Consider the following 23,869-nt stretch of genomic DNA (forward strand, 5'->3'; position numbering starts at 1 on the left):
TCCGGTGAAGGGCTGAACGAAATCAGCCCTGATACTGACCGGCGGCAACGCGCGGGATGTCCGAGCGATCGAGGCCGATGTCGGCCAGTTCGCGATCGCTGAGCTGGGACAGCTCGGCAACATTGCGCTGATAGTCCCGGAAAGCCTGGATCATGCGGATGAGCGAGAGCAGCATTGGTAGTCTCCTGTAGTTCGATTCAGCCCTTGCCCGGGCCTCATCGTTGAAATGAATATAGGTGAGAGTGGTGCAGTGCGAAAGTTCCGATGTTGCGATGCAGCTAAGCGCGAGGTGCATAGCGGTGGTAACGGACGATTAACCCGGGAGCACTCTCGCCTAAAGGGTAGGCGAAATAGGGAATGCTTTGCCATAAATCACCGTGAATTCACGGGTTTACTGCGCCCACTCTCGTTACCGGTGAAATGGAAATAGGTAGGGTTCCAACTGTTCTCAAGGCGATCAGTCAGCGCCTGCGCCCAAGTCTCGCATGCGCGAATCGCATGATAGCGGAACTATAGAGATGAATATAAATTCATTCATATGAGAGATGCCACGCGACCGGATCCCGCCGATCCGACTCGCTCAGGGCTGGCGGATCACCAGGCACCGGCCATGGAGCCTGTCGAAACTCACCCTGCCTCGTTTCAGACCGCAGCCGCCTCCTTGGTGCGGTGCACACACGCCGAACGTGTGGCGTTCATTACAAGGGTGTAATGAAAATCAGAAATTTCGCATGGTGCCTCTGCGCCGCGCGCAACATCACGCAATTCTCGCGAGAAATTTATTGCGGCAAGTTGCCGCGCCCGGAGGAAAGTCATGTCGCAGATTCTGGCAATGTCGCTGGTTCTGTCACAAGAACAAGAGAAGGAAAGTAACATCATGACGAAGTTACTCGGGGTTATCGCAATTGCCGCCGTCGCGTTCGCCGTCGCGCCGGCCCAGGCTGCCAAGCACGCTATGGGCGGCTGCAGCTCGGCCAATCTGGAGAAGACGGAGACTGCGATCGAGAACATGGCCGACGGCGACAGCAAGTTCGTGGCGCAGAAGGAGATCGCGGCTGCGCAGGACGCGCTGCTCAACGGCAAAATGGGTGTGTGCGGCGCGCACCTGAACAAGGCGATGAACGCCACCATGGGGAAGTAAGCGCACCAAGAGAGGGCCGATCGCCGGGCGATCGGCCCTACGCGTCCTGTCGGGCGCTATTTAAGGGGCGCGTGCGAGCTGGGTCGCGAAATAGGCGACGGTCTTGGAGTAGACTTCGCTCTTATTCCATTGCTGCAATACCGCAAAATTCGGACTGCCCGGCTGCCAGTCCTTGCCGCGCTGCCAGCCGTAGCCCGCGAGATAATTGGCGGTGGAGGCGAGCACGTCGGGCGCGTTGTGCAAGAGGTCGCGCTTGCCATTGCCGTCGAAATCGACAGCGTATTTCATCCAGGACGACGGCATGAACTGGGTCTGACCGAGCTCGCCGGCCCATGCGCCCTTCATGTCGGCGGGGGCGAGGTCGCCGCGCTGGACGATGCGCAGCGCATCCAGCAGCTCGGCACGAAACTGGTCGGAGCGACGGCAATCATAGGCCAGCGTTGCCAGCGAGCGGATGGTTGCGAACTTGCCGGTGTTGACGCCGAAATCGGTCTCGAGACCCCAGATCGCGACCAGCACCTCGCCGGGCACGCCATAAGTCTGTTCGATGCGGGACAGCACCGAGCCGTACTGCTTCATCATGTTGGAGCCGCGCTGCATGCGCGGCGGCACCATGCGGCCGGAGAACTCCTCGAAGGTCTGGGTGAAGACTTTTTGCGAGCGGTCCCGGTTGAGCACGCTCTGATCGAGCGTCACGCCGGCAAGCCCGGCGGCAACGGCCTGCTGCGAGACGCCCTTGGCCGTGGCGTCGGCTTTGAAGTCCGCGAGCCAGGCGTCGAAATTGCCTGAGCCGCAGGCAACAGCGGCGAGGGCTGGCTGGGCGGTTAGGATTGACGCGGAGAGGGCGAGGGCTGCGAGAGCGAGACGAGAAATCGTCGGGGTCATCAGATGAAATGGATTCCGTGAAGTGATCTGACCGGCGGGCGCAATTTCGATTGTAACCGCGGCCAAAGCAAGGCGTATGACAGCGCGCAATCCTGCCCGAGCTGAGCCCGGGCAGGATCGCATGTCACGATATCGTCAGGCGTCCGTCCGATTCCGCCAGGGGAAGAGGTTGGCGGGGAAGTCGGCGGCCGGCTTGCGCGGGCGATGCGGCGGGGGCGGCACCGGGCGTGCGCCGGGCTCCGAGACGATCACCTTGCGGTAGAGGTGCCAGGTGGCGTGGCCGAGCAGGGGGATCACCACGGCAAGGCCAAGGAACGCCGGAATCGTACCGAGCGCCAGCAGCACCGCCACGATCAGGCCCCAGGCCGCCATCGGCACCGGGTTCTTGGCGACGACGCGCAGGGACGTCACCATGGCCTCGAACGCGCCGGCATGGCGGTCGAGCATCAAGGGGAACGACACGGCGCTGATGCAGAGCGCGGCAAGCGCAAACAGGAAGCCGGTGCCGCAGCCGACCACGATCAGCCACCAGCCTTGCTGGGTCGTCAGAACGCGCGTCATGAAATCAGAGATACCGGTCGCGCCCTCATAGCCGAACGCCGCGACATAGATCGCCTGAGCGGTCGCAACCCAGGTCACGAACAGAGCGAGCAGCAGCGTGCCGAGACCGAGCATGGCGCCGAACGAAGGCGAGCGCAGCACCTCCATGGCATTCCAGGCGCTGGCCTCCTCATAACGTTCGCGCCGGCTGGAGAGCTCATAGAGACCGAGCGCGGCGAACGGGCCGATCAGCGCGAAGCCTGCGGCCAGTGGGAACAACAGCGGCAGCACCGAATAGCCCATCACCGCGCGGGCGAGCACGAGGCCCAGCACCGGATAGATCACGCAGAGGATGATGGCGTGGCTCGGCACCGCCTTGAAATCTTCCCAGCCGCGCCTGAGCGCGTCGTGCAGATCGGACAGTTGGATGGTTCGGATCACCGGTCCAGCCGCATCCGCGGGCTGGGCCACAGTGGGGACATTGCCCGGGTAGAGTGTGGCCATGGTCGCTAGCTCCCTTGCCATGCAGCCGAATTCGGCGCCGGCAACGGCGCAAGCGGCCGCTTTTCTGAGTTTCGCGATTCCGGCCAGACGCGAATTCCGGACGTCATCGCGAACTGAAAGTGGAGCGTACGCCCATTTCCGAGTCCTGTCCCACACGCTTGGTTGAGATTCGATGCCGCACCGCAACCTCAACGATGTCATTCGGTCGTCATTTCGCCGCAGATAAGCTGATGCTGGTTGTCGGTTCGCAGAACTTCGCGGGCGTAACGCAGTAACTTCGTTTATAAGTGCCACTCAAGGCCCTTCCAACGGATCCTTTTCGGGGAGAAGACATGAGCATTTTCGGGAAAATCATGGGCGCGATCTTCGGCAGCCATCCGGCTTCCGCCGCGCCCGCAGGTGGCGCACCCTCGGGTAGCGCACCCGCCAGCGCCGCGCCGGGCGGATCGGCGCCTGCTGCCGCGCCGATGGCAACCGTGGACGTTGCGGCCATCGTCGACAAGCTGGTCGCTGCCCAGAAGGAGAAGCTGGAATGGCGCACCTCGATCGTCGACCTCATGAAGGCGCTCGACATCGACTCCAGCCTTGCCGCGCGTAAGGACCTCGCCAAGGAGCTCGGCTACAGCGGTGACATGAACGACTCGGCGAGCATGAACGTCTGGCTGCACAAGCAGGTGATGTCCAAGCTGGCCGCCAATGGCGGCAAGCTGCCGCCGGAGATCAAGCACTGACCGATTGCTCGGTCGTAAGCCAAAAGGGGCCCGCGATCTCGCGGGCCCCTTTTGCATTCAGGCGACGAGGTCTGCTTCCTCCGGATGCCTGTCGAGATAGTCGACGACGAAGCCACAGCCGGCGATCACCTTCTTGCCGTCGCGGCGGATCAAGTCCAGCGCACCCTTGATCAGCTCGGACGCAATGCCGCGGCCGCGTAGCGCGCGCGGCGTCTCGGTATGGGTGATGATCACGGCCGACGGCGTCAGCCGGTAATTGGCGAAGGCGATTTCGTTGCCCGCATCGAGCTCGAAGCGACTCCTGTCCTTGTTGTCCCGTACCGCCATGCCAGATCCCTTCGAAGCGCTGCGTGTTCCCTGATCTAGGCGCCTGAACCGGCCCTTGCCAAGGTGCGACCAAGGGAGGTTGCCGCAGGGGAGATATCCGGAAAATGCGTGTCCCGCTCAGCCTCGTGGCGCTGCTTGCGGCGCTCGTCTCGACCGCGCCGGTGCCGGCTGCGGCCGAAGGCGGTCCGGCCTGGGAGGCCTGCGTCGGGCTGGCCAGTACGCCGGACGAGCGCATCAAGGCCTGCTCGACCGTGATCGATACCAGGAGCGAGGGCGGGCAGAGGCTCGCCGGCGCTTATTGCAATCGCGGCCATGGGCTCACCGAGAAACGCGAACTCGACGCCGCGTTGTCCGATCTCGACGAGGCGGTCCGGCTCGATCCCGGCTATGCCTGCGCCTACAACAATCGCGGCCGCGTCTACAGCTTCAAGCGCGACTATGATCGTGCCATCGCCGAATACGACCAGGCCATCAAGCTCGATCCGTCGCTGGCGCTGGCCTATAGCAACCGCGGCGAGGCCCGTTTCAACAAGGGCGACCTCGACGGCGCCATTGCCGATTTCGACGCGGCGATCGAGCGCGATCCCAACTGTGTCACCGCCTACGCCAACCGCGGCTTCGTCTATGCTCGCAAGCACGACGCGGCGCACGCGCTCGCCGACTACAGCATGCGGATCAAGCTGGCACCGGATCTGATTGCCTATATCGACCGCGGCAACGTCTACCGCGACAGCGAGCAGCTCGATCGGGCCGCCGCCGACTACGGCGAGGCGATCCGCGTCGCGCCGACCGACGCACGCGGCTGGCGCAATCGCGGCATGATCCGGCTCTATCGGGGCGACAACAAGGGCGGCCTCGCCGACTACGACAAGGCGCTGCAATACGATCCCTCCGACGTGTTCTCCTGGAACAACCGCGGCCAGGCCAGGCTGCGCCTCGGCGACAGGCAGGGCGCGATTGCCGATTTCCGGAAGGCGCTGGAATTGCGTCCAGGCTTGCCGTCCGCCCATGATGCACTGCAGAAGCTTGGGGCTCTGTAGCGAGCGTTCGATCAACGCGTGAGCCATAATTCGCTAACGCCGCCTCGCTGGCAAAAAACATCAGTCCGTCTTGCAATCGTGCACCCGGTTCCCCACGTCTCGTTACAGGACATACGCCCGAATGCGGCCGGCACGGTCGCTAGACATTCGGAGTGTCATGATCGCCAGCCGCTGACGTATGCCTCTTTTGGAGGAGGATACGATGTCGGACTTTAGTTTCATCAAGACTCATCGAACATGGGAAGATTGGTGCGGGATGCTGCTCGGCGCGCTGATTGTCGCATCGCCGTGGTTCCCCATCCAGGATCACTCGCCGATCGTCGAACGCCAGACGATGATCCTGAACACGGTCGCAATCGGCCTCGTCGTATTTGGCCTGAGCCAGCTCGAATATGTCGCGTTGCAGCGCTGGCAGGAGGTGGCGACGATCCTGGTCGGGCTCTGGCTCATCGTCTCGCCCTATGTGTTCGGCTATTCCGGCGAAGGTTTTCTCCGGATCTACCATACGAGTCTGGGAGCGGTGGCGGTGATCCTCGGCGTGCTCCAGCTGTGGCAGGACTGGGATCTGAGTGACCAGGATATGCTGAAGCATGGGCAATAGGCGGTAGATTTGAGCAGGCCCGCCGCGCGCTCGGCGGGCCTGCGCTCGCTTAGCTCTTCACCAAATCCGCATACTCCGGATGTTTCTCGATCCACGCCTTCACGAACGGACATTGCGGGATCAGTTTCAAGCCGGCCGCGCGGACTTGGTCGAGCGCGCCTTGCACCAGCTTCGAGCCGACGCCCTTGCCACCGAGCTCCTTCGGCACGTCGGTATGCTCGAAGGTGATGACGTTGCCGTCGAGCTTGTAGTGTTCAGTCGCGAGATGGCCCTCCACCTCCAGCTCGAAGCGATGACCGGCCTTGTTATCGACGACGTCGCTCATGGTGTCTCCCGTCAGGTCTTCAACGAGTCCGCCAGCATCTTGCGGATCGACCAGGCCTCGCCGTCGGACGAGCCCTTGATGTCGTCGATCCGCCAGCTGTTGGCCTCGCGCACGAAGTCATAACGCACGATCTGGTCGGCGGGTTTGCGGTCGTTGCGGTGGCCGGTGATGGTCACCGCGATCGTCGCCTTGTCGGCCTCCATCTTCTCTGCGTCAACCTTGAAGGATTTCACGTCCGGTTCCTGCGAGTTGGTGACAGGATCGAAATCGACCGGACCAACGTCGCCCTTCGGCGTATGCGCATCCGCCCTGGCCCACAGCGCGACCAGCGCCCTCGAGAGATATTTTGTTTTGGCCGCCTTGTTCTCGATGACGAAGGCGCCGCCGCTATCGCCTTTGCCCTTGGCTACGCGCGTGTAGATGGCGGTCAGGATCGCGACGGGGTCGCTGGAGGCAGGCATCACGGCGAATGCCGGGGAGGCGGTGGCAAGCAGAGAGGCGGCGACGAAGGTCCGACGGGTGAGCATGAAATGTCCCTGAGATAATGACGTGCGACCGCAGGGCCGGAGCGGCCGGCGTCAGCGCGTATCTCTGTAGACCGATGGCGCGGCCGCTCGGTTCAATCGGTCGCTTTGGCGAGCCTGGAATCTTCAGATTGCGGCTGCGGGCGGAGGCAACCCTGGCAGATGACGAGGGAGCGGGTGACCTTGGCGTCCTGCTCGGCCTCGATGCCGTCCTGGGCCTGCCACCATTCCTTCGAATAGGGCTGAAGTCCGGCTTGCGACCTGTTGCGCTCGGAGCCGGCGTCGGCGCGCGTGGCACGCGGAGCCCCGGAACGTGGCTGGTTGGGATCCTCGCCGGCGCCATCCCAGGCATAGCGCGCAGGCTTGAAGGCGGGGTCGGCGGAGAGGTGCGCCTGAGGCGCCACGGCACATCCGGCGAGCGCCAGCGACAACAGGAGGAAGGCGGGCGCTTTGACCATGATGCGGCACTCTGTACGCGAGAACTGGCTGAGGTTGCGCCGATCATGTTTAAAATTCCCTGAACGGTCGCGGCCGCGCCGGCGACAAACGCGAATGCGATATCTGATCCTCCTGCTCACACTGCTCACCACCGCTGCGCGCGCCGATGATGCAAAACCGTTCAATCCGGCCGATTATCCGCCCGGCGTGCAGCAGGCGCTGCGCTACGCCAATGAGGAATGCGACAGCCAGGATGGTAGCTTGGTGACCTTCGCGCCGGACACCGTGCGCAAGATCGACCTGACCGGCGACGGCCGTGAGGACTACATCGTCGATTTCCGCGACACCAAATGCGGGGAGCGCGAGACCACCTATTGCGGAACCGGCGGCTGCGTCATGAACGTCCTGGTGACTTTGCCCGACGGCAGCGTGCGCCCCGTGTTCGACGGCTATGTCCGCGGCTACAAGATTTTGCCGCCGGCGATGAAGCGTGGCGCGGCGCGCACCATTCGCTTCGATCTGCACGGCAGCTATTGCGGCGGTTTCGGTGCGCAGGCCTGCCGGAAGGAGAAGGCCATCACGGCGACGCCGTTTGCGTTCAAGCAGCCGTAGGGCAGATGCGCGACCGACGGCCTTGCTACACCGCATTCGATGGCGATAAATGGGCTGCAAGGAGCGGGCGGCTCGTGCGCCGTCCGCCGTCGAAGAGGAAGCCCGATGCAGCCCCTGCGCATGTCCCGCCGCGTCATGAATCTCGCTCACATGCTGACCCAGAATGCGCGGCGGCATGGGTCGCGTCCTGGTTTCGTCTGGGGTGACAAATCCTGGACCTGGCGCGAGATCGATGCGCAGGTCTCGGCGCTGGCCGCCGCACTCGCCGCGCGCGGCATCGCCAAGGGCGACCGCATCCTCGTCCATTCCAAGAACGGCGACGAGATGTTCTTCTCGATGTTCGCCGCGTTCCGGCTCGGTGCGGTCTGGGTGCCCACCAATTTCCGCCTGATGCCGGATGAGGTCACCTATCTCGCGCAGGCCTCCGGCGCGAAGGCGTTCCTGTGCCACGTCGATTTTCCCGAGCACGCTGCAGCCGTGAAGGGCGGTGCGCTGGAGTTCACCTGGAGCGTCGACGGCAAGGGCTCGTTCGGCGAGCGCTCGGTGGCGGAAGCCATCGCCTCGCAGGCCGGTGCAAGCGTTGCGAACGTCGCCGTCGAGCACGACGATCCCTGCTGGTTCTTCTTCACCTCCGGCACCACCGGCCGCTCCAAGGCCGCGGTGCTGACCCACGGCCAGATGGGTTTTGTCGTCACCAACCATCTCGCCGATCTCACCCCCGGCGTTACGGAAGCGGATGCGTCGCTGGTGGTGGCGCCGCTGTCGCATGGCGCCGGCGTGCATCAGCTGGTGCAGACCGCGCGCGGCGTGTGCACCGTGCTGCTGCCGACGGAGAAATTCGACATCGACGAGGCGTTCCGCCTGATCGAGGCGCATCGGGTCAGCAATCTCTTCACGGTGCCGACGATCCTGAAGATGATGGTGGAGCATCCGGCCGCCGACAAATACGATCATTCCTCGCTGCGTCACGTGATCTATGCCGGCGCGCCGATGTACCGCGAGCACCAGAAGGCCGCGCTGAAGAAGCTCGGCAAGGTCATCGTGCAGTATTTTGGCCTCGGCGAGGTCACCGGCAACATCACCGTGCTACCGGCGGCGCTGCATGATCCCGAGGACGGACCCTATGCGAAGATCGGCACCTGCGGCTTCGAGCGCACGGCCATGCAGGTCTCGATCCAGGACGACGAGGGCCGCGAGCTGGCCGCCAACCAGAGCGGCGAGATCTGCGTGATCGGGCCTGCCGTGCTCGCCGGCTACTACGACAACCCCGAGGCCAATGCGAAGGCGTTCCGCGACGGCTGGTTCCGCACCGGCGACCTCGGTCACATGGACGAGGAGGGGTTCGTCTACATCACGGGACGGGCCTCCGACATGTACATCTCCGGTGGCTCCAATATCTATCCGCGCGAGATCGAGGAGAAGATCTTGACGCATCCCGCGGTCGGCGAGGTTGCCGTGCTCGGCGTGCCCGATGCGACCTGGGGCGAGGTCGGCGTCGCCGTCTGCGTCGCGCGCGAAGGCGAGAAGCCGGTGAGCGAAGCCGAGATGGCGGCGTTCCTCCTGCCGAAGGTGCCGCGCTACAAGATGCCGAAGCGGTTCTTCTTCTGGGAGGCCTTGCCGAAGTCCGGCTATGGCAAGATCCCGAAGCGCATGGTGCGCGATGAGCTCGAGGCGCGCGGGCTGCTCGATCTCGACAACAAGCAGGCGGGCTGAGCATACGCGATGCGAAGTATCAAGCAGCCGGGCGCGCCTGTCGCCGAACGCATCCAATGGGTCGAGGCGAGGGGGCGCGCATTCTCGTTTAGGGTCGAAGCGGGTCTGCCGCTGCTCGAAGCCGCGCGGCGTGGTTTTGCGGCAGAGGGGTTTGCCAGTGGCGTGCTGAATTTTGGCAGCGCTGCACTCGGACCATTCGCATACGTGATGCCGGCGCTGTCGAAGACAGGTGAGAACGCGGCGTTCTACAGTGACACTTTCCGCCCCAGCGGCGTGACGCGGACGAAACTCGGCTGCATGACGCTCGGAATGCGCGATGGCACCCCGTTCTTTCATTGTCACGGGCTCTGGACCGAGGCGGACGGCAAGGCAAGCGGTGGCCACATGCTGCCGGACGAGACTGTTGTCGCCGAGCCGCTCGAGGTCGAAGCGTTCGGCATCGACGGTGCGATGTTCACCGCGGAGCCCGATCCCGAGACCAATTTCAAGCTGTTTGGGCCGGTGCCCGGCGTGAGCACCGGCGCGCGTACGACAAGCCGCGCCTTCGCGCTGCGGCTGCGGCCCAACCAGGATTTTGCCGGCTGCCTCGAAGCGTTCTGCCGCGCGCATGGCATCGCACGCGCGAAGATTCACGGCGGCGTCGGTTCGACCATCGGCGCGCGCTTCACCCATGGCGGGGTGACCGAGCCGTTCGCGACCGAGCTCGCCGTGACAGCGGGGACGATTGTACAGGGCAGTTCGGGTGCACCGGAGGCGGCGCTCGACATTGCCCTGATCGACTACACTGGCGGCATCGCTGAGGGCCGTCTGATCCGTGGGGACAATCCCGTGCTGATGACCATGGAGCTGGCGCTCGAGGTGTTGGGCTAGTATCGGCGAGCGATCATCAGTGAGCACGTAGCTTGGCGATGGCCAAGAACGTGGATTCACTTATCCCTGATATGCCCGAGCTCGATCCTTGAAAGAGGTTGAGCAAGGGAGATTGACCCTGGCCGATGCTCTCGCCGTTTCTGACGTCATACATGGCGGAGAACCGGCTCAACAGTTTTTCAACCTTCGCCGGATCGGAAAGATCCTTGATCTTCATGAATTTGTCCACGACCTTGGCTTGCTGATCGATCTGCATCGAGGCCATCGAGTCAGGCAAATCGAAGGTGGTTCTGAACACCTCTGAAAGAGCCTTGTCGGCAAGGATGTCGTATGCGGACGTGATTTCTCCCGCCTTTCGCTGGAAATAGAGCGCAAGGCGTACGCCGGGATTCGTCTCCCCCTGCTGCTGCTCCAGGCTTTGCTGGAGATAGTTCGCCTGTGTGTCCCGGAATTGATCTCTCTTCTGAGGACCCATCATCGGGAGGCGCGCGACGTTGCCCTTGCTGTCGAAGTTGAACGACGCAACGATTTCGGCAAAGCGAGGATCGCTCTGCGTGTTCGCGAAGCTCTTTGGGTTGTTCAGGTCGGAGCTGAAGATCTTCTTGAGAAATTCGGTGCTGACCTTCTTAGGGTCCAAACCCTTGGCCAAGAGAATGAAATCGACCATCGGCCTGTTTGCGAGAAGCTCGGAAACGCTGTCGATGCCTGCGATTGCCTCTTGATAAGCCGTCGCATCTTTCGTGGCTAGTGCCCGAATTGCCTTCTCCTGCTGAGGGCTTGCCTGTTTCAGCGCGGCAACGACGTATTCTCTCGCGATCTGAAGGACCTGAGCCGAGTCTTGAGCCACCAAGGGGGTCGTCAGATTGCCTTTTGCGTCGAAGTTGAAGGCGCGTGCGAGCTCTACGTACCGATTGTCCTTGAGGGTATAGACGTAGCTCTTGGGGTCGTTGACGTCGCTTTCGAGAACTGCCTTGATCGTCGCCTTCGAGACCATTCCGGGATCGAGGCCGACGGCGCCCAGCGCAAAATCATACACGCCAGGTGTCGATACGAACGCCTGGACTGAATTGATCTTGCTGAGGTCCGTTCTGAATTGCTTGATCGCCAAAGCTTCGTATATCGGGCTTGCCGCCGAATAGACGGCGGCCTTGCTGTCGTCGAACCGCTTTTTCGTGATCGCGACATTTGCGGCAGTCTGGGCGGACACGCCTGACGGAAGCGACCCGTCGGGCGAGAACTCGAACGCGCCGGCCAGGTCTACAAACCCGCCAATCGTCGCTATCTGGTCACTGAGGCTGGAAATGCTTTTCGTATATGACTCCAGGTGACTTTTTTCGACCAGGATCTGGATGTTCAACTGGGTCACGTCGGCGCCCGGTTGCGATAGTTGGGCCTTGTAACCGGTTATCTTTAGATCAGCGGCGCTGGCGTCCGATTTGGCTTGAGCAAGCTGGGCGTTGAGGCCGGTCAACTGAGAAGCGAAGGTGGTGTTGACGTAGCTATTTGGATCGGACGGATCGCTGCGCAAGACCTGACTTATCGTGTCACCCGGCCACTTGCTTTGATCGATCCCGTATGCCGAGTAGACATAGTTGCGAAGACGGTCGTTGTTCAGGAGTTGGTCTGCACTGCTGATCTTGCCGATTTCAGCGCTGTAGTAATTCGAGTCTGCGGCGAGCGCATCGACCTGGCTCTTCTTGGTCGTCGTGTACAGACCGATCATCTCGTCGGTCTGGTCTCCCGATTGCGCAACTGGCGTGGCACTGCCATTGAAGGAGAATGCCGCGGCAAACTCCCGGTAGCGCTTGTCTACCAACTTGTTGACGAAGCTCTTTGGGTCGGAGAGGTCGCTCTCCAGCACCTTCTTCATGAAAGCCTTGGCGTAGGCCATGTCTTCCAGGCCATATGCCTTCATCGCATAATGATACAGGCGATAATCTTTCATAAGATCATCGACGGTCCGCACCTTGCCGATGTTGGCTTTGTAATAGGCGGATTCTCGCGCGACATCGGGTTGCTGTTCAACCCGCGTCAGGGACTGCTTGAGATGGTGCGCAATGTAGTTGTAGCTGAAATACGTTGATACCATCGCGCATTCCTCGCGGCTCTACGGTCCTGGACTTCCGTCAATCATTGCCGGGTCGCGGGGTGGGGGCTGGCCTCATGCCAGCAAGCTGTCTCGCAGCAACGTTTTCTTAAGGCGATTCTTCGCTGCAATCTTAGGTTTTAATTTGCGTCCAAGTGACGCATGCCGGGTTTTTGTTGCTGTATGTTTCTCAGGTGCTGCTTTCGCGAGGATTGTGTTCCTGATATGTTCCAGTCGAAATATCGACCGGAGTGGGTTGGAAGCAGAGCATGAGCCGACGAAGCAATCGCACCATCAACCTGCCGGCGCCGTATCTGAAGCGGGTCTGGCTCGATCCGTCGCGAGTTCACGATCGCGAGGCATATCCGTTTTGCCTGCCCATCTTCCCGGATGATTTCGAGCTCAACTTCGACGCCGCCATCACGATCATCGTCGGAGAGAATGGCACCGGGAAGTCGACGATCCTCGAGGGTATCGCAGCGCTTGCCGGCTACGACGATGCGGGTGGAGGCAAGGGCTACATGCCCGTCGACCATTCCGAAGCGCGGGAGAAGATGGGCGGCCAGCTTTCCAGGGCCTTGCGCGCAAGCTGGCTGCCGAAGATCGCCAACGGCTGGTTTTTTCGCGCCGAGAGTTTTTTCTCGGTCGCGCGATATCTCGACGAGGCCGCACGTGATGCCGGCCAGGCCGGCCCCGACTTCCTGTCGCATTCCCATGGCGAAGGTTTTCTGCGCTTCTTCGAGGAGCGCTGCCAGCGCCAGGGCATCTTCATCTTCGACGAGCCGGAATCGGCGCTGTCGCCGGCGCGTCAGATCGAATTCCTGAAGCTCTTGCGACGCATGGACGAGTCCCGCATCTGCCAGGTCATCATGGCAACCCATGCGCCTCTGCTGATGGCCTATCCAAACGCGAGACTGTTGCGGTTGGGCAAATACGGCCTGGAGCCGACGACGGTGGAGCAAACCGATCATTACCGGGTGATGCGCGAGTTCTGTGACGATCCGCGCGGGTTCGTGGAGGCGACACTGGCGGAGTAGGCGAGGGCGCGCTCCCACGGCACTCGCTCTTCTCGTGTCCCGGACGCGCTGCAGCGCGTAGCGGTGCGGCGCAGAGCAGGGACTCACGCAGTCACACGCTCGCTGATGCATGGGCCCCGGCTCTGCAGCGCACCGCCGCACTGGACGATGCTGCGCATCGCCAGGGAAGCGCTGCGCTGCGTCCGGGGCACGCGAGCAGCTTCTATCTTTGCATTCGAATTCAAATCGCACGCACGGATTCGCATCCTCGCGGCAAGATCTGCCCGAGCTCTGCTGTATTCATCGCCCCCAAAAGTGCCGAGGGCGCGGGGAAGGCCGGGTGCCGGCTGGCACCCGCGGTCCACTGTGCGGAAATTGCGCTACGAAGTTTGCACAGTGGCATACAGGTGAAGCCAAACATCCGGCCTTCCCTGCGCAGTGGAAAATAAATACTCATATGGGTTTGTAGAGAGGCGCGTAGAAAGCGTAACTCGTTGATCCCTCACGTCTTATCTCCGTATAATGCCATACGCATCTCTAGGCATTTACAGACACAATCGCGACACTTCGCGAGACACGGGGCACGATCAATGGCACGCAAAGTCAGTTTCAGCGCACTCGAAAGCCGCAGCGCACGGCTGCGACTGAAGGTCCGTCGGTTGCCCTACAGCGGGCCGACGCTCGCACGCGGCATCTCGCTGATGTACCGCCGCAACAAGACCAACGGCACATGGGTGCTGAAGGCCAGCGACGGGCACGGCGCATATTGGACCAAGGGCTTTGCGCTGGCCGACGACTTCGAGGATGCCGACGCCAAGACCGTGCTGACGTTCTATCAGGCCCAGGACGCGGCGAAGAAGCTGGCACGCGGCGAGGACGGCAGCGCCAGCAACGCGCCGATCACCGTGGACGGTGCGCTGAAGGACTACAAGCGCGACCTGGAAGCGCGCAGCGCCAATCCCTACAACGCCGAGCATCCGCGCCTGCATCTCACCAGCATGCTGTTGTCAAAGCCGGTGGCATTGCTCACGGCCACCGAGTTAAAGCGATGGCGCGACGGGCTGCTGGGCACGATGGCACCGGCAACGATCAACCGCCTCTGCCGTTGCGTCAACGCAGCGCTGGCGCTTGCGGCGCAGCACGATGCGCGCATCAAGAACCGTGCGGAATGGGAAACCGGGCTCGCCGGTCTGCCTGACGCCACAGAGGCACGCAACGTGATCCTCCCTGACGACAAGGTTCATGAATTCGTCGCCACCGCCTATGGCCTTGATGACAAGTTCGGCTTGCTCATGGAGACGCTGGCGATCACTGGCGCGAGGCCAAGCCAAGCTGTCCGCCTGCGCGTCGAGGACCTGCACGACCACCCGATCCGCCCAAAGGTCATGATGCCAAAGTCCGCCAAGGGCGGCGGCAGAAACCGCAGCCAGAAAAAGATCGAGCGCTACAGCGTCCCGATTACGGTGCAATTGGCCACACGGCTGAAATTGGCGGCTAAGGGTCGTGCCGACGATGCGCCGCTGCTGATGCAGAGCGACGCCAGTCCGTGGGACAAAAATCCTGGCCAGAACTATCACCGCCAAGTGGACAAGGTCGTCACCGCCATCGGGCTCGATCCTGCCGATGTGACGGCATATTGCTTGAGGCATTCGAGCATCGTTAGGATGCTGAAGATGAGCGTGCCGATCCGACTGGTAGCATCGTTGCACAACACCAGCGTCGCGATGATCGAAAAGCATTACAGCAAGCACATCACCGAGCATTCCATCGAGGACATCACGCGCGTCGGGCTGCTGTCAGAACCTGCGCCTGCGGCTGGCAACGTGGTCGCGATGGTGCGATGATAGCGACCGGGCCGGGGCGTTCGAGCGCCCCGGCCGGTCTCACCCGCAAGCCAATGGATCGCAGCCATGGGCACGAAGGCTAAAGCCGAGCATACACCCGAACAGCGCGCCGCCGCAGCGGAACGCGCGCGGATGCTCAAGTCGCCAAGCAGGCGGGCAGATCAGGACCGGATGCTGCTGATCGGCGAAAAGCTCGGCCTGACCCGGTTCGCTGAAGACCTGAAAAAGCGGCGCGAGGGCGAGACGGTGCCGCCAGTGCGGCAAGAGCCGACTGCACCAGAGCGGAAGCGCGGGCGCGGCGCTGGCCGCAAGCGCAGTATCCCGCAAGAACAGATCGAGCGCGGCATCGACATCCTGCAGAGCCAGGACAGGATGACGGTCGAAGCCGCGCGCGCGACGTTGCGTGCAGGAGGCATCGAGGGCGAAGATGGTCCGCTCTACCGGCTCATCATCAAACCGGCCTATGCTGGCATGTCAAAATAAGATCGGGCATGTCGAAATAACGGCCCTTGCTTATTTCGAAACAGAAACCCGTCATTTCGAAACAGTATCTATCTTCACACGGTGCGCTCCCTGCATTTCTACTGTCTCCCACGCAACCGAATTGTGTGAGGACAGAATGGCCCGCGCCGAAGTTACTGGCCGCAAGATCGCTGCCGACCCCATCCCCTTTGACGACGCCGACGCTTACACCATCGAGGAGTTTTGCCGCCGCAACCGGGTCAGCATCCAGATGTTCTACAAGCGCCCGGACCTGATGCCCCGCACCTTCAACGTCGGGAAGCGCCGCCTGATCTCTCGCGAAGCCGCTGCTCGCTGGCGCGCTGAGCGCGAAGCCGCCAGCGCCGCCGAAGCCCAGTAAAAAGCCGGACGCGCTGCAGGCACAGCGCTCCGGCCAATGTAGGGGGCACTTGGAACTGCTCCTCATATGCGCCAGCGCGCGAGACACTGCAAGCCCCGGCTCCCAACCATGGGGAAGCCGATCATGACTACCGAGTATTCTGGAACAGGTACCAAAATAGGTCGGGGGATGGCGCAGGGCTCGCTCGACCTGATCGAGGCAATGCGCGTCACAACCGAAGCGGCGCAGCCGATCACAGGTCGCGGCGTGGGCTACAAGCTGTTCACCAAGGGCCTGATCCCATCGATGGAGCGCAACGAGATGCGGCGGGTCTATCGGCTGCTGCTGAAGGCGCGCGAACAGGGCATCATTCCGTGGGACTGGATCGTTGACGAGACCCGCGAGTTCGAACGGGTCGCGACATGGGACAATCCCGACCAGTACGCCCTCTGCGTGGCCCGATCCTATCGCCGCGATTTCTGGAACCAGCAACCTGTCCGCGTCGAGGTCTGGTCCGAGAAGGGCACCGTGCGTGGTGTGCTCCAGCCCGTGCTCGACCAGTATGCTGTCGGCTTCCGCGTGCTGCACGGGTTCAGCGGCGCGACCACTGTTTACGATGTTGCTCAGGATGACGACGGTCGCCTGCTGATCATTCTCTACGTCGGGGACTTCGACCCGTCCGGCATGTTCATGTCGGAGATGGACTTGCCGTCGCGGCTCGCCAAGTACGACGGCAATCACATCACGATCAAGCGCATCGCACTCACGCGGCAGCAAGTGCGCGGCCTTCCGTCGTTCCCGGCATCCGATAAGCGCAAAGACCCGCGCTACAACTGGTTCGTTGCCAACTATGGGCGCGATTGTTGGGAACTCGACGCTATGGACCCGAACGATCTGCGCGATTGCGTCGAACAGGCGATCATCGAGTTGATCGAGCCTGATGCCTGGCAAAGGTGTGAGGTCGTCAATAAGGCCGAGCAGGAGTCCCTCAGGACCATTCTCAAAGGATGGCCGCGATGATCACCAGCATCAACCAGCCGATCGACCCATCCGACGCGATGGCGCGGGCGCTGGGAGATGCGCCATGAGCAGCGGCCAAGCGATTTCCGGGCACATGGGCCGCGACCAATGGATGCGCGCGTTGGCCGCCGCCTCCGACCTCTCACCAAGGGCGCTCCGTCTCACCCTCTGGCTGAGCGCAGCCTTCAACTGCAAAACCGGTCAATGCGACCCCGGCCATCCAACGCTCGCAAAAGGCCTGCAAGTTTCAAAGCGGACGGTATCCCGGGCAATCGATGAACTCGAAACTGCGGGGTGGATTTCGGTTGATCGGACCGGTGGCGACAACACGCGAAACGCCCAGATCAACCTGCTTATACCCAGCGCAGGTGAGACCCGATCAGGTGACAACATGCTGTCACCTGAGAAAGAGCCAAAAGGTGCCGCCTCAGGTGACAACATACTGTCACCTGAGAACCCGTCGCTTCAGGTGACAGAAAACGCCCCTTCAGTAGACAGAAAAGCGGGGTTTCAGGTGACAGACAGGGTGGCAGCACAAATAACCTGTGAACCTGAGAACCTGAATAGCCCGGCGGTCCCCGCCGCCGGGCGCACCTCCCGTGTTGATAGAGAGAGCGACAACAGCGCCGAGACCGATGGACCTGTAGCGCGCACCGCTGACGCGGCGCTCCATCAACCGGCGGCAGAGCCAGAGCAACAGACACCTCGCGTCGATCAAATAGGTACTGCCGCGCACGGCGCGCGCACCCGTCCCGGCTTCGAGGAGGTCCGTCGAAGCGCCCGCGAATTGTTTGGAGCTAAGGGCGACGCTGTCGCCACCCGCCTGCTCGCCGCCCTTGGTAACGACTTCGAGGATGCGATGGACACGCTCGCCTGCGCCGCAGATGAGGCTGACCCGATGAACTACCTCAAGCTGGAGGTCGAACGCCAGCGGCCGCGCGAGAACGACGCCGAGAACCCTTGGAGGACGAACGATGACTGATCGCCGCCGCGCCGATGCCCGCGCCGCCAAAACAAAACCCGCAAGCCGCTGCCGGGCTACCAGCACCGCCTGCTCGCCGCCGCTGCCGATCTGGCCACCATGCCCGGCGTGATGAACTGCACGGTCGAGCATGACGGCGACTGCGCGATCTTTCAGCGCGGTCCATGCACCTGCACGCCCGATATTGCGATCACCACCATGACCGGCGGCAGCGTGCTGCTGATCGATGAGCAGGGCCGCGCGCGCAGGACCGGCAGGCAATGAGGACCGAACGAGAACCGAGAGACACCACCGGCCCGTCCCATGGAGAGCGGGCGGATGATGCCAGCACCGAAGGCTGGATAGTCATCGCTGGACCAGACTGCCACGATCAGACATGATCGCATGAGCAACGTGACCGGGAGGTGGTGACATGAGCACCCGTCACGAACGTCGCCGTTACCGGCGCGAGGCGTCCGGTGCGCTATTGACCTATCTGGTCGATATCGATGATCCGCTCGATGCTCATCCACTTTTGCAACGCGCTGCACGCTACTGGTGTGATGGTCTCTCGATACCCCCACATAGAGAATGCGTCACCTGCGGCGTTCAGATGTCAGGCAGGAAGTATGTCGGGGCATTGCTGCTCACCACGCCAGCAATCATTAAACCGACTACCGCCAGCGTCTTCGGGGTCTGTCGCGAGTGCTGGCTTATTCGCGATCTTTCCCTGGAGGTGATAGAGCGCAAGGCAACGGAGGTGCTGCAGCCGGTGGTGCCCAACGGGAGGTTCGAGCCTCTTCGAGACATGCGAGGATGAAGCCGCATCGACCATCAACATTTGCAGGCGCGTTTCCGGTCGGTCGCGGGCATCCCACTCCTGCTGCGATGCTGTCGCGAGACGAGCGCGATCGATATCTGATCGCGGCTGCGGATCGGTATTGCATCGGGCTGAGCGACAATGAAGCGGCGGACATTCTGGTCGCCCGACTGACGAGATTTCGGGAAACCGCATGGCGCAACGATGGTCCAGAGGCGCTTTGTCCCCCTCGCCATCGAGGCACCATCCGGGAATTTTTTTGGATGATCCTGAAGGCCCGTGATCGTCTGCCGGGCGAGAGGCTGGTCCGCGAGGTGCTGCGGGCGAGCGAGCGAGATCGGGGCTGAAGCGACCCCGGTATTTTTTGCCAACGGCCTGCGCCACCGTGTCTCCGATCATCATCATGGAGGCGCACATGAGCTTCGAACCCGCAAACCCCCAACCGTTTTCCGCTGGGATACATCTCCAGCCGCAACTCGACGTGATCGAGTGGCTGCCGCCCGCTGCTGCCGAACGGCTGCGGCTGCTGCGCCAGCGTGCCGCCGATGCGCATCGACTCATTCCAGAGTTCGAGACTATTCGCGAAGCGAGCATGAGGAAGATCGAAGCCGCGAATGAATTGAAGCGGCTGACCGATCACCCGCAGGATTTTGGCTTCAACCTCAAGCCGGATGACCCGCGCGTCAAAACCGCTATCAAGCATCTCGAAAAGATGACTGCCGATTTGAAGCGACTGACAGAATTGCGGGAGGTGCGGACGGCGGCATGGCATGCAGCATCCGCCGCGCTGGCTGCCTGCGAGAGCTGGCTGCGCGATGGGAAGCCGCACGGCACCACGTTCGAAGAGGTTGAGACCGAGCCGCCGAAGCTGGACAAGGGCGAGGACGTTCTGTCGGGCATCGAACGCTTGCGCCGCCGCGTCCGCGAGTTGCGCGCCGATCTGCATCGCATCGCGAGCGCACCGTTCCCGTCGAGCTACGCCAAGGCGCAGATGCGCGCGCAGGTCGAGGCATTGGCGCAGCGTGGAGCGCCATCGGTGTCGCGCCTTGTCGAGCTTGATGGGCCGGTGGATTTCCAGATGCAGAGCCTCAGATCGGAGGTTCACGCGGAGCGTCGTTCAGTGGCCTTCACCGATACAGCCGACGCGCTCGCGCTGATCGCATGGTTGCATCGTGATGGGCTGATCGCCGCGCTTGACCGCGAGATTGCCAGCGAAGCCGATGATAAGGCCGCGCTCTCGCACGAAGCTCGCCAGAAAGCCGAAGCCGAGACGAAGGGCGATCTTTTGGCGGTCGAGCGCGATGAAAGCTGGTTCGTGTGGTCAGCGATGGAGCAAAACTTGCCGGTCCAGCACCGTGCCGACTGTTCCCAACTCGCGATCTTGCAATGCCAGTTGGTCACCGCGCCGCGCCCAGACGCATCGCCGGAAACATCGCCGGGGCTTTCGTGGACGTTGCGCCGATGAACACAGTTCGTGCAGCCGGTGGGCTCGCTGCCTGCTTCCTCACCGACATTGCACGGGCGCGGGACTGGGTCTGTCAAGCAACCCGTTCCGCGCCACCTCTATCACGAACCGCGCCGCCGGGCACTCGGCATGCTCGACGGCGCGCAGGGCGAGGCATCCGCTGGCGCAGATGTCCTGGCTCCGGGCGGAACGCTCGCTCCGCGTTCCGCCCAACCAAAACGCGACGGGGCCATGTGGCCAAGGCGGCGAGCCGTCGCGTCAGGGTCGAGGTGTTTGCTGGCGCAGGCATCTCGGCCCGCCTCGTTGATCGAGGATAGGGCGCGGTCATGCGCTTCTCCCAGTTGTTGACGCAGCAGCGGTAACGGCCATTTCGAGGGGGCGGAAAATGGCAACACGCAAAACCAATGTCCGGCGCGGGCGGCGTTCGCCCGGTGTGCGAACGCTGGCGCTACTTCCCGGCCTTCTATGCCGACATCGGCAAGCCCCCATCGTGGGCGCATCTTGTGATCCGCAGCGACACGAGCCGTCCGTTCGAGCCGGGCAACGCCAGTTGGCGGCTCGCGAAATGGTATCGATCGCGGCGATCGACCGCGCGGACACGTTGACGCCGCGACCTTTAGCGAGCCCGTTAGTGCCCGATTGTGAGACGAGGAACGAAGCCTTCGCCTCGTATTTCGTCGAAGATGGTCAGTGGCAAGTCAGCCTTCGGCATCCATACGCGTCCGACCTCGATTGCAGCAGAGACAGGGATTGCGGGGAACAGGTTGATTACAGCACTCGTGCCATGAGCCGCTTTAATCGCTTCATAGGTTTGTCGCAGAAGCCGACGAAATTCAGAAAGATCTTCGGGATAACGCATGATGTCGTTCCCCGGAGCATCGGAGTGGATACTCCACGTAGATGCATCTTTGCCGAGAACTGATGTGATCCGGTCGTCGGTAATCGTGGCGCTGAGACCGAGCTTCAAAGCGACAGGACCACTCTTGTTGGCGGGCGTAGTCGTCTTGAAGCAGATGCGTGGGCCCGTCTTGGCCCAAAGCCATCCCGCTGGCTCGCGATGCAACTGATACACATCAGCGGGCGTTATGTCGCCAAGCAGGCGACCGAGTTCGATCAGCAGCGGAATAGGCGCTAAACCAAAGACAGAAAGGTGATGGATTTGGCCGGTATCAATGCGCGACTTTACGAGCGTTGCGAATTGCTGGCGAAGGTTTTCGGGCTCAAGTTTCCAGAATAGATCGGCCGCGTCTGTTTGTATGCTCCCCTTTACTTCGATAGCGATTGATTGGCCATCGGCAGGGTATCTGTCCGGAAAGGTGGCGATGCGGACCTTCGGGAAGGACACTGGCGAGGAGTGACTTCCGATGTTCGCGGCGTACCGAAGAACATATGTGGCTCGATCTTCCGTGATGCCAGTAGCAATTCTTACACGTTCTTCGTGCCCAGCCTTCATGTCGAGAAGAAGCTGCTCAGGATAGCGATCTTCTTCATCGTCAATGATCTTGTGATGCTTGTAACACATCATCATTAGATTGCTGGGATCATCCGCGAGTTCGGGAGAGCGACCGGGATCGCCGCGAGGGCCGCCGGGCGTTTCGGCAATGATGTGTGCGATCAAGCCATAGTTTCTATTCTCCTTGCCCGCAATGAAGTCATCGAGAAGATACTCATTACAGCCGGGAAAATTACAGCGGCCTCCTGAGCGGGTCCAAATGATGATACGAGTGGGATAGGAAACCATTGGCTATTACTCTATGACGACGAAGAAACGGTCGCTACGGCCGACACATGCGCCCGTGCGTTTGCGAATGAGAAATGCCTCCACCCAGTGGATGCCGCGATACTCAGTGCGTTCCCACCTAACGCTGCGCGGCTTCGATGGATAAAATCCGCCGCGCAGTGCCTTGGCATAGCCTGCGGAGCGATCCGTATTCACCACCTGCCATTGGACATCGTGATCCTTACCTGTGAAAGGAAGGCCGGTCCCTGCAACCGCCTCAAAGCGTATGTGACGGTCCGCAGGAAGAACTTGACCAGAGGCGACGCTTCCGGCTGCTGATCCATTTTCCTGTAGGTGAACCGTTGCCTTGATCGAAATGGGAATGGCTTGTTTGCTAAACACGAACGGCGCTCGTTGTACCCAAGGCAAATCCCGCCGAACTAAACCGAGTACGCTCAGGCCCATTAGCTTGATCGCCTGTACGGTGTCCGCAAACCTCTGCACATTGAAGTTGGGAATGGGAACAAGCGAGCCGCTGACCTCCTCAGTCAGAATGTCCGCGCCTTTCGCGAACTCGTCTCCGAATATCCAGCGCCACTTCTTGATGCTCTGCTTTTCGTCGGTCTCGAGGTAGGCCTCATCAGTCCACTGACGGTATTTATGGATCATAGCCCGAAAATTCTCGTACTTGTCTTGATCCCAGTGCCGGTTGAAATCCTCGATCTGCAAGACGGGGTTTGTGACCTTGTGTAGGTGGGGTCGATCTTGCAGATAATGGTCGAGACGCGAAATCAGAGTACGAAACGCGGTCGGCAAATCCGGGAAGTATGATGGCCGGAAGTGGGTGTCCGCCTCGCTAATTTGGTTGGCTACTAGCGTGTTCAACAGGACGGACTTGCATGAGAAAGTGGTTTTGGTGTCGCGCAGATACTTTATGAGGCGCATGGCGTGGATGAGGTGATCGCTGCCGATCAAGTTATTGGCGTGTTGAAACCATTCTGTATATCGCTCCGAATCTGTGGGTTCGAAGCGGTCATCCGTTCGATTACAAACTTCATACGGATAAATCCGTCCGGGTCGTTCCACGACACACGGAACAACGTCGAGTTCGAAATCACCTGCGTAATTCAAGGTGACGCACCGGTTTTTTAGCCCGACTATATCCTTGTAGGTCTTGGACTCTAAAAAAAGGCCACGCAGCCCGAGAATGTAATCGTTGGCCGTCCAGCCCGGGACAGGATCAACGAACATGAGCAAGTCCGCGTCAAAGCCATTTTCGCCCGGTGGTTTGATAATTGTCTTGTGCGCCCATGATCCTTGCGAGCTAAACCGCTTGATGATTTGGCCCCAGTCGCTGCGCCAGAGAAAGCTTTCAATCGTCTCGACGCGATCACTAAGGGTTTTGATTCGAGTGTTGTTGAGATTGACCTCCCTCTCTAGGAAGGTGTTGAACTCGGCAAGGTGCTTCATCTTGAAATTCCACAAAAAGCCGGTTCGCGCGAAAGTGGTCGAAGGACCAAAACGCAATGTTACAGTGAGTCGGCCATGTGGACGAACCCTATGCTGCGCGGGAATGTGCCATATACACAGGGGGCCCCAGTAGCAGGAAGGTCCGGGAGGCCACTCCGATTAGTGCGGCCCGGCGTTTTGCCTATGTCCCACCCCATCATGCTCAATTCGCGCCCGGTGTCGTGTTGCGCACCACCGGGGCCGGATAATCTGGAAACACGCCCGGCATCGGCGCGAGGTTGCCGACACGGCGGTTGACGACGCGGAACAGGCCATGAGTTGCGCGGCTGGCCCAAAACTAGCCGACCTCCATCTCTGCGCGGGTCTGATCGTTCT

The 23,869-nt window shown here is 61.5% G+C and carries 28 protein-coding genes; 18 read left to right on the forward strand and 10 right to left on the reverse strand.

Annotated elements, in window-relative coordinates; all coding sequences use genetic code 11:
* Window positions 1-22 precede the first annotated feature (22 nt).
* A complete protein-coding gene (locus AB7Z56_RS21225; protein WP_007590701.1) occupies window positions 23-175 on the reverse strand; it encodes a DUF1127 domain-containing protein in 153 nt (50 codons plus the stop codon).
* 639 nt (window positions 176-814) lie between these two features.
* Here AB7Z56_RS21225 and AB7Z56_RS21230 point away from each other — a divergent pair.
* Complete coding sequence (locus AB7Z56_RS21230) at window positions 815-1,141, forward strand: hypothetical protein (protein ID WP_028152352.1); 327 nt, start codon at window positions 815-817, stop codon at window positions 1,139-1,141.
* 60 nt (window positions 1,142-1,201) lie between these two features.
* Here the strand turns inward: AB7Z56_RS21230 and AB7Z56_RS21235 are convergent, their stop codons facing one another.
* Complete coding sequence (locus AB7Z56_RS21235; protein ID WP_354123739.1) at window positions 1,202-2,026, reverse strand: lytic murein transglycosylase; 825 nt, start codon at window positions 2,024-2,026, stop codon at window positions 1,202-1,204.
* Window positions 2,027-2,161: 135 nt separating this feature from the next.
* Window positions 2,162-3,070, reverse strand: a complete 909-nt coding sequence (locus AB7Z56_RS21240) for a DUF2189 domain-containing protein (protein ID WP_166341915.1) — start codon at window positions 3,068-3,070, stop codon at window positions 2,162-2,164.
* 332 nt (window positions 3,071-3,402) lie between these two features.
* Here AB7Z56_RS21240 and AB7Z56_RS21245 point away from each other — a divergent pair, with 332 nt between their 5' ends.
* On the forward strand, window positions 3,403-3,801 hold the full coding sequence (locus tag AB7Z56_RS21245; RefSeq protein ID WP_028156132.1) for a DUF3597 domain-containing protein: 399 nt from the start codon (window positions 3,403-3,405) through the stop codon (window positions 3,799-3,801).
* A 57-nt stretch (window positions 3,802-3,858) separates the two neighbouring features.
* On the opposite strand, the gene AB7Z56_RS21250 is transcribed toward AB7Z56_RS21245, so the two are convergent.
* A complete protein-coding gene (locus AB7Z56_RS21250; RefSeq protein ID WP_028152356.1) occupies window positions 3,859-4,128 on the reverse strand; it encodes a GNAT family N-acetyltransferase in 270 nt (89 codons plus the stop codon).
* A 104-nt stretch (window positions 4,129-4,232) separates the two neighbouring features.
* On the opposite strand from AB7Z56_RS21250, the gene AB7Z56_RS21255 reads away from it, so the two are divergent.
* Together AB7Z56_RS21255 and AB7Z56_RS21260 are read left to right on the forward strand one after the other, a co-directional pair.
* Window positions 4,233-5,168 (forward strand): tetratricopeptide repeat protein, encoded by a 936-nt coding sequence (locus AB7Z56_RS21255; RefSeq protein ID WP_354123740.1) that lies wholly within the window; start codon window positions 4,233-4,235, stop codon window positions 5,166-5,168.
* 202 nt (window positions 5,169-5,370) lie between these two features.
* Complete coding sequence (locus AB7Z56_RS21260) at window positions 5,371-5,769, forward strand: SPW repeat protein (RefSeq protein WP_063986354.1); 399 nt, start codon at window positions 5,371-5,373, stop codon at window positions 5,767-5,769.
* Between the two features lie 49 nt (window positions 5,770-5,818).
* Here the strand turns inward: AB7Z56_RS21260 and AB7Z56_RS21265 are convergent, their stop codons facing one another.
* From AB7Z56_RS21265 to AB7Z56_RS21275, 3 genes are all read right to left on the reverse strand, one after another.
* Window positions 5,819-6,094: a GNAT family N-acetyltransferase gene (locus tag AB7Z56_RS21265; RefSeq protein ID WP_283016583.1), complete on the reverse strand. Its 276-nt coding sequence runs from the start codon at window positions 6,092-6,094 to the stop codon at window positions 5,819-5,821.
* Window positions 6,095-6,105: 11 nt separating this feature from the next.
* Window positions 6,106-6,621, reverse strand: coding sequence for a DUF3828 domain-containing protein (locus tag AB7Z56_RS21270; RefSeq protein WP_063983145.1), 516 nt, complete (start codon window positions 6,619-6,621; stop codon window positions 6,106-6,108).
* 92 nt (window positions 6,622-6,713) lie between these two features.
* The gene (locus AB7Z56_RS21275; RefSeq protein ID WP_014495092.1) at window positions 6,714-7,076 is read right to left on the reverse strand and encodes a hypothetical protein; all 363 of its coding nucleotides are present in this window, start codon (window positions 7,074-7,076) and stop codon (window positions 6,714-6,716) included.
* A gap of 94 nt (window positions 7,077-7,170) precedes the next feature.
* Between AB7Z56_RS21275 and AB7Z56_RS21280 the strand changes: the two genes are divergently transcribed.
* From AB7Z56_RS21280 to AB7Z56_RS21290, 3 genes are all read left to right on the forward strand, one after another.
* On the forward strand, window positions 7,171-7,668 hold the full coding sequence (locus AB7Z56_RS21280; RefSeq protein ID WP_063983146.1) for a hypothetical protein: 498 nt from the start codon (window positions 7,171-7,173) through the stop codon (window positions 7,666-7,668).
* A gap of 105 nt (window positions 7,669-7,773) precedes the next feature.
* The gene (locus AB7Z56_RS21285; protein WP_283016582.1) at window positions 7,774-9,381 is read left to right on the forward strand and encodes an acyl-CoA synthetase; all 1,608 of its coding nucleotides are present in this window, start codon (window positions 7,774-7,776) and stop codon (window positions 9,379-9,381) included.
* Between the two features lie 9 nt (window positions 9,382-9,390).
* Window positions 9,391-10,251, forward strand: coding sequence for a PCC domain-containing protein (locus tag AB7Z56_RS21290; protein WP_283016581.1), 861 nt, complete (start codon window positions 9,391-9,393; stop codon window positions 10,249-10,251).
* 16 nt (window positions 10,252-10,267) lie between these two features.
* Here the strand turns inward: AB7Z56_RS21290 and AB7Z56_RS21295 are convergent, their stop codons facing one another.
* Window positions 10,268-12,340, reverse strand: coding sequence for a DUF1217 domain-containing protein (locus AB7Z56_RS21295; protein WP_354123741.1), 2,073 nt, complete (start codon window positions 12,338-12,340; stop codon window positions 10,268-10,270).
* 266 nt (window positions 12,341-12,606) lie between these two features.
* Between AB7Z56_RS21295 and AB7Z56_RS21300 the strand changes: the two genes are divergently transcribed.
* The 11 genes from AB7Z56_RS21300 (at window position 12,607) to AB7Z56_RS21350 (ending at window position 20,909) form a co-directional block, all read left to right on the forward strand.
* Window positions 12,607-13,374 (forward strand): AAA family ATPase, encoded by a 768-nt coding sequence (locus AB7Z56_RS21300; RefSeq protein WP_135213716.1) that lies wholly within the window; start codon window positions 12,607-12,609, stop codon window positions 13,372-13,374.
* Between the two features lie 473 nt (window positions 13,375-13,847).
* A complete protein-coding gene (locus AB7Z56_RS21305) occupies window positions 13,848-15,197 on the forward strand; it encodes a site-specific integrase (protein ID WP_354233145.1) in 1,350 nt (449 codons plus the stop codon).
* Between the two features lie 66 nt (window positions 15,198-15,263).
* Window positions 15,264-15,680, forward strand: coding sequence for a hypothetical protein (locus tag AB7Z56_RS21310; RefSeq protein WP_354132935.1), 417 nt, complete (start codon window positions 15,264-15,266; stop codon window positions 15,678-15,680).
* Window positions 15,681-15,816: 136 nt separating this feature from the next.
* Window positions 15,817-16,059 (forward strand): hypothetical protein, encoded by a 243-nt coding sequence (locus AB7Z56_RS21315; RefSeq protein ID WP_354132934.1) that lies wholly within the window; start codon window positions 15,817-15,819, stop codon window positions 16,057-16,059.
* Between the two features lie 123 nt (window positions 16,060-16,182).
* A complete protein-coding gene (locus AB7Z56_RS21320; RefSeq protein WP_354233144.1) occupies window positions 16,183-17,058 on the forward strand; it encodes a hypothetical protein in 876 nt (291 codons plus the stop codon).
* A gap of 64 nt (window positions 17,059-17,122) precedes the next feature.
* Window positions 17,123-18,040, forward strand: coding sequence for a helix-turn-helix domain-containing protein (locus tag AB7Z56_RS21325; protein ID WP_354132932.1), 918 nt, complete (start codon window positions 17,123-17,125; stop codon window positions 18,038-18,040).
* A gap of 99 nt (window positions 18,041-18,139) precedes the next feature.
* Window positions 18,140-18,304 (forward strand): hypothetical protein, encoded by a 165-nt coding sequence (locus tag AB7Z56_RS21330; RefSeq protein WP_354132931.1) that lies wholly within the window; start codon window positions 18,140-18,142, stop codon window positions 18,302-18,304.
* A 148-nt stretch (window positions 18,305-18,452) separates the two neighbouring features.
* Window positions 18,453-18,839 (forward strand): hypothetical protein, encoded by a 387-nt coding sequence (locus AB7Z56_RS21335; RefSeq protein WP_354132930.1) that lies wholly within the window; start codon window positions 18,453-18,455, stop codon window positions 18,837-18,839.
* Complete coding sequence (locus tag AB7Z56_RS21340; RefSeq protein ID WP_354233143.1) at window positions 18,836-19,186, forward strand: hypothetical protein; 351 nt, start codon at window positions 18,836-18,838, stop codon at window positions 19,184-19,186. Before AB7Z56_RS21335 ends, AB7Z56_RS21340 begins: the two co-directional genes overlap by 4 nt.
* A gap of 68 nt (window positions 19,187-19,254) precedes the next feature.
* Entirely contained in the window at window positions 19,255-20,304 is a 1,050-nt protein-coding gene (locus AB7Z56_RS21345; protein WP_354132928.1) for a hypothetical protein, read from the forward strand.
* Window positions 20,305-20,708: 404 nt separating this feature from the next.
* A complete protein-coding gene (locus AB7Z56_RS21350) occupies window positions 20,709-20,909 on the forward strand; it encodes a hypothetical protein (RefSeq protein ID WP_354132927.1) in 201 nt (66 codons plus the stop codon).
* A 23-nt stretch (window positions 20,910-20,932) separates the two neighbouring features.
* Here the strand turns inward: AB7Z56_RS21350 and AB7Z56_RS21355 are convergent, their stop codons facing one another.
* Both AB7Z56_RS21355 and AB7Z56_RS21360 read right to left on the reverse strand, forming a co-directional pair.
* Window positions 20,933-22,045 (reverse strand): SAVED domain-containing protein, encoded by a 1,113-nt coding sequence (locus AB7Z56_RS21355; protein ID WP_354233142.1) that lies wholly within the window; start codon window positions 22,043-22,045, stop codon window positions 20,933-20,935.
* A gap of 6 nt (window positions 22,046-22,051) precedes the next feature.
* Window positions 22,052-23,494, reverse strand: coding sequence for an SMODS domain-containing nucleotidyltransferase (locus AB7Z56_RS21360; protein ID WP_354132925.1), 1,443 nt, complete (start codon window positions 23,492-23,494; stop codon window positions 22,052-22,054).
* Window positions 23,495-23,869: the final 375 nt, after the last annotated feature.

Source organism: Bradyrhizobium sp. 482_C4_N1_8 (assembly GCF_052075965.1).
GTDB lineage: Bacteria > Pseudomonadota > Alphaproteobacteria > Rhizobiales > Xanthobacteraceae > Bradyrhizobium > Bradyrhizobium barranii.

What these genes read in the sequence shown, in the direction of transcription:
- AB7Z56_RS21225 (WP_007590701.1), bottom strand. Translation starts at nt 175, where the DNA reads ATGCTGCTCTCGCTCATCCGCATGATCCAGGCTTTCCGGGACTATCAG.
- AB7Z56_RS21230 (WP_028152352.1), top strand. Translation starts at nt 815, where the DNA reads ATGTCGCAGATTCTGGCAATGTCGCTGGTTCTGTCACAAGAACAAGAG.
- AB7Z56_RS21235 (WP_354123739.1), bottom strand. Translation starts at nt 2,026, where the DNA reads ATGACCCCGACGATTTCTCGTCTCGCTCTCGCAGCCCTCGCCCTCTCC.
- AB7Z56_RS21240 (WP_166341915.1), bottom strand. Translation starts at nt 3,070, where the DNA reads ATGGCCACACTCTACCCGGGCAATGTCCCCACTGTGGCCCAGCCCGCG.
- AB7Z56_RS21245 (WP_028156132.1), top strand. Translation starts at nt 3,403, where the DNA reads ATGAGCATTTTCGGGAAAATCATGGGCGCGATCTTCGGCAGCCATCCG.
- AB7Z56_RS21250 (WP_028152356.1), bottom strand. Translation starts at nt 4,128, where the DNA reads ATGGCGGTACGGGACAACAAGGACAGGAGTCGCTTCGAGCTCGATGCG.
- AB7Z56_RS21255 (WP_354123740.1), top strand. Translation starts at nt 4,233, where the DNA reads ATGCGTGTCCCGCTCAGCCTCGTGGCGCTGCTTGCGGCGCTCGTCTCG.
- AB7Z56_RS21260 (WP_063986354.1), top strand. Translation starts at nt 5,371, where the DNA reads ATGTCGGACTTTAGTTTCATCAAGACTCATCGAACATGGGAAGATTGG.
- AB7Z56_RS21265 (WP_283016583.1), bottom strand. Translation starts at nt 6,094, where the DNA reads ATGAGCGACGTCGTCGATAACAAGGCCGGTCATCGCTTCGAGCTGGAG.
- AB7Z56_RS21270 (WP_063983145.1), bottom strand. Translation starts at nt 6,621, where the DNA reads ATGCTCACCCGTCGGACCTTCGTCGCCGCCTCTCTGCTTGCCACCGCC.
- AB7Z56_RS21275 (WP_014495092.1), bottom strand. Translation starts at nt 7,076, where the DNA reads ATGGTCAAAGCGCCCGCCTTCCTCCTGTTGTCGCTGGCGCTCGCCGGA.
- AB7Z56_RS21280 (WP_063983146.1), top strand. Translation starts at nt 7,171, where the DNA reads ATGCGATATCTGATCCTCCTGCTCACACTGCTCACCACCGCTGCGCGC.
- AB7Z56_RS21285 (WP_283016582.1), top strand. Translation starts at nt 7,774, where the DNA reads ATGCAGCCCCTGCGCATGTCCCGCCGCGTCATGAATCTCGCTCACATG.
- AB7Z56_RS21290 (WP_283016581.1), top strand. Translation starts at nt 9,391, where the DNA reads ATGCGAAGTATCAAGCAGCCGGGCGCGCCTGTCGCCGAACGCATCCAA.
- AB7Z56_RS21295 (WP_354123741.1), bottom strand. Translation starts at nt 12,340, where the DNA reads ATGGTATCAACGTATTTCAGCTACAACTACATTGCGCACCATCTCAAG.
- AB7Z56_RS21300 (WP_135213716.1), top strand. Translation starts at nt 12,607, where the DNA reads ATGAGCCGACGAAGCAATCGCACCATCAACCTGCCGGCGCCGTATCTG.
- AB7Z56_RS21310 (WP_354132935.1), top strand. Translation starts at nt 15,264, where the DNA reads ATGGGCACGAAGGCTAAAGCCGAGCATACACCCGAACAGCGCGCCGCC.
- AB7Z56_RS21315 (WP_354132934.1), top strand. Translation starts at nt 15,817, where the DNA reads ATGGCCCGCGCCGAAGTTACTGGCCGCAAGATCGCTGCCGACCCCATC.
- AB7Z56_RS21320 (WP_354233144.1), top strand. Translation starts at nt 16,183, where the DNA reads ATGACTACCGAGTATTCTGGAACAGGTACCAAAATAGGTCGGGGGATG.
- AB7Z56_RS21325 (WP_354132932.1), top strand. Translation starts at nt 17,123, where the DNA reads ATGAGCAGCGGCCAAGCGATTTCCGGGCACATGGGCCGCGACCAATGG.
- AB7Z56_RS21330 (WP_354132931.1), top strand. Translation starts at nt 18,140, where the DNA reads ATGCCCGGCGTGATGAACTGCACGGTCGAGCATGACGGCGACTGCGCG.
- AB7Z56_RS21335 (WP_354132930.1), top strand. Translation starts at nt 18,453, where the DNA reads ATGAGCACCCGTCACGAACGTCGCCGTTACCGGCGCGAGGCGTCCGGT.
- AB7Z56_RS21340 (WP_354233143.1), top strand. Translation starts at nt 18,836, where the DNA reads ATGAAGCCGCATCGACCATCAACATTTGCAGGCGCGTTTCCGGTCGGT.
- AB7Z56_RS21345 (WP_354132928.1), top strand. Translation starts at nt 19,255, where the DNA reads ATGAGCTTCGAACCCGCAAACCCCCAACCGTTTTCCGCTGGGATACAT.
- AB7Z56_RS21350 (WP_354132927.1), top strand. Translation starts at nt 20,709, where the DNA reads ATGTCCGGCGCGGGCGGCGTTCGCCCGGTGTGCGAACGCTGGCGCTAC.
- AB7Z56_RS21355 (WP_354233142.1), bottom strand. Translation starts at nt 22,045, where the DNA reads ATGGTTTCCTATCCCACTCGTATCATCATTTGGACCCGCTCAGGAGGC.
- AB7Z56_RS21360 (WP_354132925.1), bottom strand. Translation starts at nt 23,494, where the DNA reads ATGAAGCACCTTGCCGAGTTCAACACCTTCCTAGAGAGGGAGGTCAAT.